This is a genomic window from Streptomyces sp. NPDC006309, from assembly GCF_040613095.1.
GTDB lineage: Bacteria > Actinomycetota > Actinomycetes > Streptomycetales > Streptomycetaceae > Streptomyces.
The window spans coordinates 373,937-386,912 of sequence record NZ_JBEXRO010000002.1 but is presented as its reverse complement, the minus strand read 5'-3'; the positions used below and the strand labels follow the sequence as shown (position 1 = coordinate 386,912).

General features: G+C 70.3%; 12 protein-coding genes. 8 read left to right on the top strand and 4 right to left on the bottom strand.

Annotation, left to right across the window (positions count from 1 at the left end; all coding sequences use genetic code 11):
- Positions 1-133 precede the first annotated feature (133 nt).
- Positions 134-1,375: an NAD(P)/FAD-dependent oxidoreductase gene (locus ABZ117_RS04205; protein WP_356817192.1), complete on the top strand. Its 1,242-nt coding sequence runs from the start codon at positions 134-136 to the stop codon at positions 1,373-1,375.
- A gap of 51 nt (positions 1,376-1,426) precedes the next feature.
- Here ABZ117_RS04205 and ABZ117_RS04200 read toward each other — a convergent pair whose 3' ends face one another.
- Positions 1,427-2,311 carry an AraC family transcriptional regulator gene (locus ABZ117_RS04200; RefSeq protein ID WP_356817191.1) on the bottom strand — a complete coding sequence of 295 codons (885 nt, stop codon included), beginning with the start codon at positions 2,309-2,311 and terminating at the stop codon, positions 1,427-1,429.
- 147 nt (positions 2,312-2,458) lie between these two features.
- Between ABZ117_RS04200 and ABZ117_RS04195 the strand changes: the two genes are divergently transcribed.
- Together ABZ117_RS04195 and ABZ117_RS04190 are read left to right on the top strand one after the other, a co-directional pair.
- Complete coding sequence (locus ABZ117_RS04195) at positions 2,459-3,256, top strand: alpha/beta hydrolase (protein WP_356817189.1); 798 nt, start codon at positions 2,459-2,461, stop codon at positions 3,254-3,256.
- 123 nt (positions 3,257-3,379) lie between these two features.
- Positions 3,380-3,778 (top strand): Fic family protein, encoded by a 399-nt coding sequence (locus tag ABZ117_RS04190; protein WP_356817188.1) that lies wholly within the window; start codon positions 3,380-3,382, stop codon positions 3,776-3,778.
- A gap of 153 nt (positions 3,779-3,931) precedes the next feature.
- On the opposite strand, the gene ABZ117_RS04185 is transcribed toward ABZ117_RS04190, so the two are convergent.
- Positions 3,932-4,291 (bottom strand): hypothetical protein, encoded by a 360-nt coding sequence (locus ABZ117_RS04185; RefSeq protein WP_356817186.1) that lies wholly within the window; start codon positions 4,289-4,291, stop codon positions 3,932-3,934.
- Between the two features lie 847 nt (positions 4,292-5,138).
- On the opposite strand from ABZ117_RS04185, the gene ABZ117_RS04180 reads away from it, so the two are divergent.
- The 5 genes from ABZ117_RS04180 to ABZ117_RS04160 all read left to right on the top strand — a co-directional run bounded on the left by ABZ117_RS04180 (position 5,139) and on the right by ABZ117_RS04160 (position 11,920).
- Complete coding sequence (locus ABZ117_RS04180) at positions 5,139-6,371, top strand: PP2C family protein-serine/threonine phosphatase (RefSeq protein ID WP_356817185.1); 1,233 nt, start codon at positions 5,139-5,141, stop codon at positions 6,369-6,371.
- Positions 6,372-6,938: 567 nt separating this feature from the next.
- The gene (locus ABZ117_RS04175) at positions 6,939-7,961 is read left to right on the top strand and encodes a DUF2637 domain-containing protein (protein ID WP_356817183.1); all 1,023 of its coding nucleotides are present in this window, start codon (positions 6,939-6,941) and stop codon (positions 7,959-7,961) included.
- Positions 7,962-8,216: 255 nt separating this feature from the next.
- Positions 8,217-8,429, top strand: a complete 213-nt coding sequence (locus ABZ117_RS04170; protein ID WP_356817181.1) for a hypothetical protein — start codon at positions 8,217-8,219, stop codon at positions 8,427-8,429.
- Between the two features lie 129 nt (positions 8,430-8,558).
- Positions 8,559-10,142, top strand: coding sequence for an FMN-binding glutamate synthase family protein (locus tag ABZ117_RS04165; protein WP_356817180.1), 1,584 nt, complete (start codon positions 8,559-8,561; stop codon positions 10,140-10,142).
- 14 nt (positions 10,143-10,156) lie between these two features.
- On the top strand, positions 10,157-11,920 hold the full coding sequence (locus tag ABZ117_RS04160; protein ID WP_356817178.1) for a thiamine pyrophosphate-dependent enzyme: 1,764 nt from the start codon (positions 10,157-10,159) through the stop codon (positions 11,918-11,920).
- Positions 11,921-11,932: 12 nt separating this feature from the next.
- On the opposite strand, the gene ABZ117_RS04155 is transcribed toward ABZ117_RS04160, so the two are convergent.
- The gene (locus tag ABZ117_RS04155; RefSeq protein WP_356817176.1) at positions 11,933-12,136 is read right to left on the bottom strand and encodes a DUF397 domain-containing protein; all 204 of its coding nucleotides are present in this window, start codon (positions 12,134-12,136) and stop codon (positions 11,933-11,935) included.
- Positions 12,118-12,960 carry a helix-turn-helix transcriptional regulator gene (locus tag ABZ117_RS04150; protein WP_356817174.1) on the bottom strand — a complete coding sequence of 281 codons (843 nt, stop codon included), beginning with the start codon at positions 12,958-12,960 and terminating at the stop codon, positions 12,118-12,120. The genes ABZ117_RS04155 and ABZ117_RS04150 overlap by 19 nt, the downstream gene beginning before the upstream one ends.
- Positions 12,961-12,976 lie beyond the last annotated feature (16 nt).

Genomic DNA, 12,976 nt, shown 5'->3' with positions numbered 1-12,976 from the left:
TCGTGTGTGCCATGTCGGCTGCCTGTCGGGGCTGTCGGTCAGATGTCGGCTGCTTGTCGGCGGAAGCCCGGAGTCTTGCTGGAGATCGTGCCGGATGCCCGTCCGGCAGGGCTACGACAGGCAAGGAATCACCATGACCACGCACGTCACGATCATCGGTGCCGGACTCGGCGGACTGACGCTCGCCCGTGTCCTTCACGTTCACGGCATCCCGGCCACGGTCTACGAGGCGGAGACCTCACCGGCGGAGCGTTCGCAGGGCGGCATGCTCGACATCCACGATTACAACGGCCAACCGGCTCTGCGAACGGCCGACTTGATGAACGAGTTTCGCGGCATCGTCCTGGAGGGCCGCCAGACCATGCGGATCCTCGAACGGGACGGGAGCGTCCGGCTCGACCAGGGCGACGACGGTACGGGCGGACGCCCCGAGGTGATGCGAGGGGAGCTGCGACGGATCCTGCTCGACTCGCTGCCGGCCGGCACCGTCCAGTGGGGGCACAAGGCCAGCGGGATCCGCGCCCTCGGAGAGGGACGTCACGAGGTGACGTTCGCCGACGGCAGCACCGTCGTCACCAGCCTGCTGGTCGGCGCGGACGGCGCCTGGTCACGGGTCCGGCCGCTGCTTTCCACCGCGATACCCGAGTACATCGGCAAGTCGGTCGTGGAGACCTACCTTTTCGACGCCGACACCCGCCACCCCGCCGCCGCGAAAGCGGTCGGTGGCGGGTCGATGATCGCGCTCACCCCGGGCAGGGAGATCTTCGCTCACCGGGAAAGGGACGACACCCTGCATGCCTATGTGGGGCTGTCCGAGCCGCAGGACTGGTTCGCCGCGATCGACTTCACCGACTCCGCTGCGGCCACCGCGCGGATCGCGCAGGAGTTCGTCGGCTGGGCGCCGGAACTCACCGCTCTGATCACCGACGGCGACACCGCACCGGTCCTGCGCCCCCTCTACGCTCTGCCGGCCGGGCACCGGTGGGACCGAGTGCCGGGAGTGACCCTGCTCGGTGATGCCGCCCATCTTTCGGCTCCGAACGGCGAGGGCGCCAACCTGGCCATGCTCGACGGCGCGGAACTGGGCAAGGCTCTTGTCGCGCACCCCGATGACATCGAGGCGGCGCTGGCCGAGTACGAGCGAGCGCTGTTCCCTCGCAACGCCGCTGTCGGCGAAGCGGAGGCCTCTGACACCCCCGCACTGGAGGACCTGATCAACCTCTTCACCCGGGAGGAGCCGACCCCCGTGAGCGGCCGGCCGACAGGCGCGCATTCTTCCGCATGGACGGCTGTCCGTCACTCGTCGAAGGGTGCGGCAAGCAGGAGATCCGCCACGGTGGGCACCTGGAAACCCGGGAGAGACGGCGGCCGATGAGGTGGCCGAGTTCGACATCCGCACCGCCGACGGAGTGATCGGGAGGAGTGGTCAGGCCCCGCGGGTGTCGGGGGCGCCGTAGGCGGCGCGCCAAGCGGCGGGGGGCGTGGCTGTCTGACGCCGGAAGAAGGTGGTGAAGTTGCCGGCGTCCCGGAAGCCGAGGCGTCGGGCGCAGCCGGCGACCGGCAGGTCGGTGTGGGCGAGGAGCCTCCTGGCTTCCAGCAGGATGCGCTGGTCGAGGAAGGTCTTGGCGCCCGTGCCGGTGGCGGCGCGTGTCGCTCGGGTGAGGGTGCGCACGTCGTAGCCGAGTGCCCGCGCGTAGTCGGCCACGTGGTGCCAGTCGGTGAAATGTTCCTCTACGGCGGCCCGGTAGGCGCGGAACACGTCCGTGGACCGGCTGGCGGCCGGGGTTCCGCCGGTTCGGGCGGGCGCGTCGGGAAGTACGCGCAGGACCAGCGCGGCCAGCAGGTGGGAGAGCAGCGCGGGAGATGCCAGGTGCGGGGTGCGCGCTGCCGTGTCGTGCTCGCGGCCGAGGTGTTCGGCCGCCGGCAGGGCCAGGCTCAGACGTTGCCGGTCCAGGTGCCAGCACGCCGGGGCGGTGGCCTCCGCGGTGGTGAGGCCGGAGAGGAAGCCCGGCCGGAAGAGGACCAGCGGCCCGTCGCAGGCGTCGATGTCGCTCCAGCGGTGCACCATGCCGGGCCGGATCCATACGGCGCTGCCTTCCGCCAGCCGGTAGATGTGGAAGTCCGCCTCGTGGGTGCCGGTGCCGGAGGCGATCAGGGCGAGGACGTGGAAGTCGGGGCGCTGGGGGAGTACGCGACGGCGGTGGGTGTCCATGGCGCGCAGCGCGGCGAAGTCGAGGACCTCCACGCCGTGGGATGAGCCGACGGCGGGCGAGTAGCGCAGCTGTCGCACCGTCTGGTGTCCGTTTTCCACAAGCGCCGTGCTCCTTTCCACCGGAGCGCGGACCGTATCTGCCCTACCGTCGTGCCCGCGCCTGACAGGCAGGTCAGGCTACCCGTTCAGGGCTGCGACCGCGCGACGCCGATCGCCTCACGCAGCCGAGTGGAAGGTGGGGCGATGATGGAAACGACAAGGCTGGTGCCGGTGACGGGCGGGGCCCTGGACGTACGGGTCGGCGGCAGTACCGGACCGGTGCTGGTGTTCGTCCACTACTGGGGCGGCTCCGCCGACACCTGGAACGATGTGATCGGTCAGCTGCCGCCCGAGCAGGCGACAGTCCGCTTCGACCAACGCGGTTGGGGCGCCTCGCGGGCACTGCCCGGCCCCTACCACCTCGACCAGCTCGCCGACGACCTCACTCGCGTCGTCGATGCGTGCGTGCCGGGGCCGTACGTCCTCGTCGGCCACTCGATGGGCGGCAAGGTGAGCCAGCTCGTCGCGGCCCGCCGGCCGGCCGGCCTGGCCGGCATGGTGCTCGTCGCGCCCGCACCGCCCGAGCCACCCGCCACGGTGACCGAGGAGTACCGGCGGGGACTGTCCCACGCGTACGACTCGCCCGAGACGGTGCGGCACGCCCTCGGCCAGGTCCTGACCGCCGCACCGCTGCCGGAGACGGCGCGGGCCACCGCGGTGCGCGACAGCCTCGCCGCCGGACCCGAGGCCCGGCAGGAGTGGCCACTGCGCGGGATCGCGCAGGACATCACACGCGCTGTGGGCGGTATCGCAGTTCCGGTGACCGTGCTGGCCGCGGAGCGCGACGTGGTGGAACCGCCGAGCGTGCTGCGCGCGTGTCTCCTGCCGCACATCCCGTGCGCGACCCTGACCGTCGTCCCCGACGCCGGCCATCTGCTCCCGGTGGAAGCCCCCCGCGCCGTCGCGACCGCACTCGGAGACTTCCTCCAGGTCCTTGCGCGCTGACCGTACGAGTCACCCTCCCGGACCGGGCAAGCCCGCCGGGCAACGCGGTGCCGGCGCCGGGTCCCGAGCGGGCTGGTATCTCCTCGCCACCCAGATACCAGACCGGTATATCGCTGTATGGCGATGGCACTCCGACTCCCCGACGACCTTGACGCGAAGCTCACCGAGCGCGCTCGCCGGGAGGGCCGCAGCAAGCAGGAACTCGCCATCGACATGGGACTTCTGGTGTCGGCGATCGAACGGCCCCGGACCGACGTTTTCGGAGCCGAGCTGTATCCCACGCTGCACGAGAAGGCGGCGGCACTGCTGCACTCCGCTGCCCGCAATCGCGCGCTGATCGACGGGAACAAGCGCACCGCCTGGCTCGCCATGCGCGTCTTCCTGCGGCTCAACGGGCTCAGCGCCGGTACACCCCCGCCGCCCGTCTCCGTTGCCGGCCCGTTCGTGGAGGAAGTCGCGCAGGACGCCGTCGACGTACCGGTCATCGCCGAGCGGCTGTCGGCCTGGTTCCCCGTTTCCTGACGTACGACGACGTGAGGGCCGCAGGCTCTGTCCGCAGGGAACCGGCGACGTGAACCGGCAGTTGGAGAGTGGTATCTGGACACCGGTGTGGGGCCGGCCGACGCGCGCCGGCCGGCCCCACACCGCTTGCGACGGGTTCCCGTCGCTGTGGGCTCAGTGGTCGGAATAGCTGAAGTCGCCCACCGTCCAGGCGCTGACGTCCTCGATCGACACCCGGTACATCCCGCCCGAGTCCGGGATGCCCACCGTGCCCTGCAGGATCCGGGCGACGTGGAAGTGCAGATGCGTAGGCGGCCCGTCCTTCTTCTCGGGTGGGCCGAAGACGCCGGAGAACTCGCCCAGGCGGTCGGAATCGGTCAGCACATCCGACACCCTCTGCCGCCACACTGCTTCGGGAGCCAGCCGGCCGGTGATGACAGCGCCACCGGCGACCACGGTCAGGGACATCTGATTGCTCCGTCCGGACTCCACCAGGGTGGCGACGTCTACGAGCAACTCGTCAGGCTTCGACATGAGGCCGATTGTATTTGCCCGCCGGCCGACTGCTTGAGCGGTACCGCTCCAGGACGGGACGGGTTGTGTCCGGCCCGTGGCCCGGCAGCTCTGTGTCTCGCCGCCCTGTTCTGCCGGTGGGCGACTACCTCGCTGCGGGACACCCGAAAATCTGTAGTGGTGAAAGTAGACATCGGGCGGTCGTACGGTTAGGGTTTCTCTCGTAGCCGAGATCGAGAAGAGCCCGGCAGAGATGAACTGCCGGGCAGCAGTACACGCAGTACGCAGGGCGGTGCGGCGGTGGAGTGTCGGAGCCAGAGGTTGCAGGACGGCGACGGGACTGACGGCCGGACCGGGTGGCCCGCGGTGATCAGGGGCCGCCATGAGCAGTACGGCAGTACCAGCAGTACGCAGCACCCCTTCGGTAAGTGATTGATCAGAGGGAAGAACGGAGGAGTTGAACGCCATCAGGATCGCCCGGACGGCAGCACTGGGTCCGGGTACCGCAGGACATCGATAGGCAGGTGGTCTCCGGTCACAGGTCCGCGATCCGCGCATCCCCGGCAGGATTCAGGCCGGGGCGGCGGAAACAGAAGGCCGGCGCAGAACCAGGGTCGGCAGATGGTGTAGCACTTCCTTCGGGGCCCCGGTGCCGGTACGGCACCGGGGCCCCTCCGAGCGTTCCGCACGGAGCCGCGACGGCAGTGGACGGCACCCGCGACCGTCCCGGCCGTCCCCGCGACGATGACCGCCCCGCCTGCGCCATTGGCCGCAGCCGCAGCCGCAGCGCTCGCCGTGACCGGCCCGGTTGACGCTCACCGTGGCGGCTCCCAAGCTGGTGAGGGGGCCGGCGGAAGGGAACGCGGCCGTGGGCGATGGGCAGAGTGGATATCCCCGGCTGCTGACGGCGGCTGAGAGGGCGGCGCCCGTCGAGGCCGTCGACGTCATCGCACAGGATCTGCTGCGGCGTTTCCGGGCCACCCACGTGTCTTTTCTCATCGCGGACCTGACGGGAAGGGCGGTGGCCCGGCTGTCCACCGCCGGGAAAGCGGAGGGCGGGCGGGAAGCGGAGCGGATCCCCCTGATCGGCAGCGTCTACGAGCGGGTGATCCGTACCCAGCGGCTGTATCAGGAGCCGACCGGCAAGGGGCAGCGGGTGATCGTGCCGGTCACCAACCGTGGAGACGCCATCGGGCTGCTGGAACTCCTCCTGCCGGATGCCCCCGGCGAAGGTGTCCTGGAAGAGGTCGGGGAAGCGGCTCATGTGCTGGCCTACGTGGTGATCGCCAACGGACGCTTCACCGACTTCTACACCTGGGGCAAGCGCTCGCGGCCCCCCACCCTGGCAGCGGAGATCCAGTACCAGCTGCTGCCCCCGTCGCTGTCGTGCGAGGCCGCACAGTTCACCCTGTGCGGGAGCCTGGAGCCCTCCGAAAACCTCAGCGGCGACACCTTCGACTACACCCTGGACCGCGACACCCTGCATGTGTCGGTGACCGATCCCATGGGCCACGACATCGACGCCGCCCTGGCCGCCACCGTCCTGGTTGGCGCCCTGCGCGGCGCCCGCCGCGCCGGAGCCGGACTGGCCGACCAGGCCCACCTGGCCGACAAGGCGCTGGCCGACCACAACCGGGGTCACGCCACCGGGCAGTTGCTGCGCGTCAACCTGCGCACCGGGCGGGCCCAGCTCGTCAACGCAGGTCACCCCTGGCCGCTGCGCATGCGCGAGGGCGCTGCGGAGACGATCACCTGCGAGGTGGACCATCCCTTCGGGCTGTCCGTGCGCGTGCCCCACCCCTACCGCGTCCAGGACATCGATCTGCGCCCGGGTGACCGTCTGCTCATGCTGACCGACGGCATGCTCGAACACCACGGGGAGAAGGTCGACCTGGCTGTCCTGCTGGAAAGGACCTCGGATCTGCACCCGCGGGAGGTCGCGCTGATCCTGACGTCAGCGGTCCTGGACGCGGCCGGTGGCCAGCTCGAGGACGATGCCACCGTGGTGTGCCTGGACTGGCACGGTCCCGAGGACACCCAGCGGCACGTCAACTCCGGAGCGGACACGCGGCAGGCCTCGGCCGCCCGCACGACACGGTAGCCGCGACCGCGGCGCGCTCCGGGAGGCTGCCGGGCAGGGGCCCGTCTCCCTGGGCATTGTCGACAACAACCGCCGGACGGTGACCGCGGAACGTCGTTCCGATGGGCCGCGAGGAATGCCGGGCCGGTGATGTCAGCGCCGCTCGACGGCGGGCGCTTGTCGTTATTAATACAGCCTCATATAGGTCCAGACGATACCTGACCTAGGTGCTAGTCGGGCTAATGTGTCACCCGTTCGCCCCCGCATCCATCATCGAATGGCGGCGTTATCTGCAATATGACGAAGGCAACCCGAGGACGGGCACTCGAAGTCACCCCAGGGTGGTCGTACTCGACTGTAAGGCGACCCGCACGGCTGGGCTCCTACATGTATCTGCCTGCACCGAACATGGCCGGGTCCACCAAGGGCGTGCTGGTGAAGGGTGGCCTCCCCGTCACGCTCGAGGTCATCGAGGGGACCCTTCAGGAATTCATGGACGCCATGAGTTCCCTGGAAACGGACATGTCGAGACGTTGGCCGAGTCCGGAAACCGGGTCGTGCGTGCCGGCGGAATGACCGGGCGGCGCCATGTACGGTGAACATATGGGGCATTATCCAGAGCCCCCCGTCGAGTATCCGGACGGATTCCAGAACAGCGGCGGACGGCATCGGGCGTCCGCCGACGAATTCCCGTCGAACCTGACTCCTCCCGATTCGAACTGGGACCCCGCGGAAGAACTGGCCTTCATGCTGCGGGACGCCATCGACCAGCAGTCGAGGATCCCGACGGCACGCCATGAGGACTTCCTCGCCGGTACGGGTCCGATGTCCTCCGGCGAGACCCTGATGGACGTCACAGCGGAACCGCCGCCGGTGAAGTCCCCTCCTCGGGGCCACCGGAAGGTGCGAACACGGCAGCGTCCGAGCAGAATCAGGATCGCCACCCGCTTCATCGCCGCCCTGGTGACCGCCATCGCCTCGGCCGTGAGCATCTTCGGCGGCCTGATCGCCTACGATCCGCTGCGGTTGGTGGCCGTGTCGCGGATGCAGAGCAGCGTGGTCTCCTGGTGGCCTCTGCTGGTGTTCGGACCCTGGCTGGTGGCGTCGCTGTCCATCCTCCGGGCGGCGCTGCACCAGCGTCGCGCCTTGCACTCCTGGTCCATGCTCCTGGTCTTCTCCGCCATCGCCATGGCGCTGTGCGTCGCGCAGGCGCCGAGAAACCTCGTCGGCATCGCGGCCGCCGCCCTGCCGTGTTTTGCCTCGCTGGCCTGCTTCCAGCAGGTGGTGCGGCAGATCACCCTGACGCGGCCGCCCCGGCGGACGCTGCCCCGGCACCGGTTGCGGATTCCCAGGGCGCCCGCCGAGGAGGCGCCGGACGGGCGACCGCCACAGGGCCGTACGCCCTCGGCGTACGGCGACCTCGCCAGGGACGAGCACGGGCCGCGGGATGCCCGCTCTCCCGGTCGCGGGCCGGTGACGCCGCACGACGTGACCACCACCGGCCTCACCCGACAGGCCGAGCCGGGACAGTTCGGCTCCGGCGGCCAAGCGGTCTACGACCAGCGCCTCGGCGATCCACGCCTCTTCGGACGGACCGGTGACATCCGGTGAACGCGCGCCGGCGCACCGAGGCGACACCAGCCAAGCCGACCACCGCCTGCCGACAGCCGAGGGCCCCACATCGATGACGAGTTCCACCACTCCAGCCAGGACCGCCTCCGGCGCCCGCTCCCGGACCGCCGGTGGCCGGACCTTCCGGCGCTTGCCGCTCACGGACGACACCGGCCACGGGCTCGTCCAGGACGCTCCGGGCACAAGGCACCCGCACGGCGAACAGGTGTGGGCAGGACTGCGCGGGTACACCGGGTGAACGGTTCCGTCACAGCGCTCACGTCCTTCCCCGACATCGCCCGGCTCCTGCCTCGCCAGCAGATGGCCATCGACTGTGCCGTCTGCGCCCGCCCGCTGGGAGGAAGCGGGCGGGTGCTGGCCGAGGTGCGGCACCGGGGGCTGCCGTTCCGGCTCTGGGTCTGCGTGATCGGCTGCCCGGCGTCCCGGCCGACCTTCCGGACCATCTAGCGCCCAGGGCCGCAGACACCGCGACGCTCCCCGTCCGGCGCCTCGCCACCGCCTCCGTTGTGGTGCCCTTTACCGGTTTCTTGACGAAACCGCAGGACTGGAAGGGCGGCCCAGGGCAAGGAGCGAGAAGTGACTCGTATGGCAATCGTGGCCCTGACCCTGGTCGCCGGCATCGTGGCGGCCGTCGCGGCGGTCGGCCTGTCCCCCTGGTGGTGCGTGGCCGCCGTACCGCTCGTCCTGCTCGGTCTGCTGGGTACGGCGGACCTGGTGCAGCGCCGGCATTCCGTGCTGCGCAACTATCCCGTTCTGGGGCATGCCCGCTTCCTTCTGGAGCGGATCCGCCCGGAGTTGCAGCAGTACTTCGTCGAGCGCAACTTCGACGGACGCCCCTTCGACCGGGACGTCCGCACCATCGTCTACGAGCGGGCGAAGGGCACGGACGCCGAGCAGCCGTACGGCACCGAACGGGACGTCTATGAGCCCGGTTACGAGTTCCTCGTGCCGTCGATGGCCCCGTGCCCGGTGCCGAAGACGCCCCTGCGGGTGCGGGTCGGCGGCCCCGACTGCACCCGCCCCTACGACATGGCACTGCTCAACGTGTCGGCGATGAGCTTCGGCTCGCTGTCGGGCAACGCCGTCCTCGCGCTCAACGGCGGCGCGGCGGCCGGGGGCTTCGCCCACGACACCGGTGAGGGCGGCCTGTCGGAGTACCACCTGCGGCCGGGTGGCGACCTGGTCTGGGAGATAGGCACCGGCTACTTCGGCTGCCGTACCCAGGACGGTGACTTCGACCCCGCCGAGTTCGCCGACAAGGCCGCGCACGACCACGTCAAGTGCGTGTCCCTGAAGCTCTCCCAGGGCGCCAAACCGGGCATCGGCGGCGTCCTGCCGGGCGCGAAGGTCAACGCCGAGATAGCGAAGGTACGGGACGTGCCCGAGGGGCGGACGGTGATCTCACCGCCGTACCACCGGGTGTTCTCCACCCCGCGTGAACTCGTCCGCTTCATCGCCCGGATGCGCGAGCTGTCCGGTGGCAAGCCCACCGGGTTCAAACTGTGCGTGGGCTCCCGCCGGCAGTTCCTGGCCGTGTGCAAGGCCATGCTGGAGGAGGGCACGGCTCCCGACTTCATCGTCGTGGACGGCGGCGAGGGCGGTACCGGGGCCGCGCCCCTGGAGTTCGCCGACCACATGGGAACCCCGCTGACCGAGGGCCTGCTCACCGTGCACAACGCCCTCGTCGGCGCCGGCCTGCGCGACCGCATCAGGATCGGGGCGAGCGGCAAGATCGCCACGGGTACCGACCTGGTCAAACGCCTGGTGCAGGGAGCCGACTACGGCAACGCGGCACGGGCCATGATGTTCGCCGTCGGCTGCATCCAGGCCCAGCGGTGCCACACGAACACCTGCCCCACCGGTGTGACCACCCAGGACCCCCGCCGCGCCCGCGCCCTCGACGTGCGGGACAAGACGCCGCGCGTCCAGCGCTTCCAGGAGGCGACCGTGGCCGGCGCGCTCCAGCTCATGGCGTCCATGGGCGTCACCGACCCCGCCGAGCTGCGCCCGCACATGCTCCGCCGGCGCATCGACCCGTACACCGAGCGCTCCTACGACGAACTGTACGAGTGGCTCCGCCCCGGGCAGTTGCTCGCTGAGCCCCCTGCCGCCTGGGCGGTCGACTGGCAGGCCGCCGACCCCGACCGATTCACCGTCTGACCTGGAGGAATCAAGTGGCCCGTACCGTCGCCCGCGTCATCGTGGACGCACTGAGCGAACTCGGCGTGCGCCAGGTGTTCGGCGTGGTGGGAGACGCGCTCAATCCCCTGACGGACGCCATCCGCACCACCGAGGACCTGGAGTGGGTGGGCTGCCGGCACGAGGAGGCGGCGGCGTTCGCCGCGAGCGCCCAGTCGCAGCTCTCGGACACCCTCGGGGTCTGCATGGGCACGGTCGGACCCGGTTCCGTCCACCTGCTCAACGGCCTGTACGACGCCGCCAAGAGCCACACGCCCGTCCTGGCGATCGCCGGCCAGGTACCGCTCGCCGAACTCGGCACCGATTACTTCCAGGAAGTCGACAACGACGCCCTCTTCAGCGACGTGGCCGTCTTCCGCGCGACCATCACGTCGCCCGACCAGCTGCCGCAGATGCTCGAGACGGCGGTGCGCCACGCCCTGGGCCGCAAGGGGGTCGCCGTCCTGACCGTGCCCGGCGACCTCGGTGAACGCGAACTCACCACGGACCGCCCCACCAGGTTCTCCCTCAACTCCCCGCTCAGCCGGCCGGAGGAGTCCGGCGTGCGCCGGGCGGCCGAACTCCTGGACGGCTCGGAACGGGTCACGCTGCTCGTCGGTCGGGGCGCACGCGGGGCGCGCCAGGATGTCCTGACCCTCGCCGACCGGCTGGCCGCGCCGATGGTGCTCACCCTCAAGGCCAAGGAGGGCTTCGAGGGCGACACCAACCCGTTCCAGGTCGGCCAGACCGGGCTGATCGGCAACCCGGCCGCCGCGTCCGCCCTGCACGACGCCGACACCCTGCTGCTCCTGGGAACCGACTTCCCCTACCGGGACTGGTATCCGGAGGGCAGGACCGTCATCCAGGTGGACACCGAGGCGGCCCACATCGGGCGGCGCGTACCCGTCGACGTCGGCCTCGTCGGCGACACCGGCGTGACCGTCCGAGACCTTCTCACCCACCTCGCCGCCGCTCCCGCCGGCACGGAAGGCGCGCGGGACCGCTCGCACCTCGACAAGGCACGCGAGCGTTTCCAGCAGTGGCGTGAGAGCCAGGCGCGGCTGGCCGACCCGGCACACGACAAGGGCCTGATCGGCCGCGTCCGCTCCTCGCTCGACAACCGCACCCACGACATCCGGCCGGAGGCGCTGGCGGCCGTGGTGGACCGGCTGGCCGACGACGACGCCGTCTTCACCTCCGACACCGGTATGGCGACGGTGTGGCTCTCGCGTTTCGTCGAGATGCGGGGCGAACGGCAGCTCATCGGCTCCTACAACCTCGGCTCGATGGCCAACGCCATGCCCCAGGCGCTGGGAGCGCAGAGCCTGGACCGTGAGCGGCAGGTCGTGGCCTTCTGCGGGGACGGCGGGCTGAGCATGCTCCTCGGCGACCTCATGACACTGAAGACGCACAACCTGCCCGTGAAGCTCGTCGTCTTCGACAACCGCCGCCTCGGCATGGTCAAGCTGGAACAGGAACAGGCCGGGCTCCCCGAGTTCGGCACCGTCCTGGACAACCCCGACTTCGCCGCCGTCGCCACGGCCATGGGCATCCCCGGCATCCGCGTGACCGACCCGGCCGAACTGGAGAAGGCCGTACGCCGGGCCTTCGACACCCCCGGGCCGGTCCTGCTCGACGTGCTCACCAACCCGGACGAGATCGCGGTACCGGCCAAGCCGACCGTCGAGCAGGGCTGGGGGTTCGCCATGGCCAAGGTCAAGGAGATCGTCCGCAGCCACGGGGACGACAGCACGCTGTGAACGGAACCGGGTTCAGCGTCCGTCGCTCCTGACGGCTGCCACGAAGGTGGACCAGCCGCCGGCCGGGAACACGAGCACCGGCCCGTGCGGGACCTTGCTGTCCCGCACGGGAACGACGGTGTCGAAGTCGTCGGAGACCTCGAGGCACGCGCCGCCGTCCTGGTTGCTGTAGCTGCTCTTACGCCAAGACGCCGCACTCAGGTCGATGGATCGCACGCCGTTTCCTCCAACATCCGCAGGATGAACTTGCGCGACTCCGCCGGAGTGAGGGCCAGGTCGCGGACCGCATCGTACGTCTTCTGCAAACGTACAACCGGACCGGCGTCCTCGATGAGTTGGCCCCAGTATCCGTTCTCGGTATACGCCACGGTTCTGCCCTCCGGAAGGAGCAGATACCAGACGTCTACCCCCAGCAGGCCGTGCAACCCGGCACTCTGAAGGACCACTTGAAGCGTGACGTTGGGACGCTCCCCAACTTCACCCAGGTACTCAAACTGCTCCCGCCACTCACCCACATCCCGCAACGGCGTCCGCAGCACCGCCTCCGACAGGATCGTCCGGAACGGCGGCGCGTCCTTCCCCTCCAGCAGCTCCCGCCGCCCCATCCGGGCCTTGACCTGCTGCTCAAGCTCCCTCCCCTTGAGCCCACCGGCCGCCAGCACCTCCCGCGCGTAGCCCGGTGTCTGCAACAGTCCCGGCAGGACGCTCACCGCGAAGTGCCACAGGCTCACCGCCTTGGCCTCCAGCGCCATGTACCGCCGGTACCGCTCGCGGAACTGCGTGTGGTCCCCGGCGGCCAGCTCCCACAGCGCGAGCAGCAGTCCGGGCGTGCCGTAGTGCGTGTCGAGGGCCTGGACGACCTCGGGGCTGCCGAGCGTCTCGCCCTTCTCCATCTTGCCGAACAGGGACCAGTCCCAGCCCAGCCGTTCCCCGAGCTGCCGCAGGCTGGTCCCGCTGCCGGTGCGCAGGGTCCGCAGTTCCTCGGCGAAGCGCTGTCGTGGTTCCTGGCTGCGGCCGGTGACGACGCGGCGCTGCGACATACGGCTGGCTCCCCTC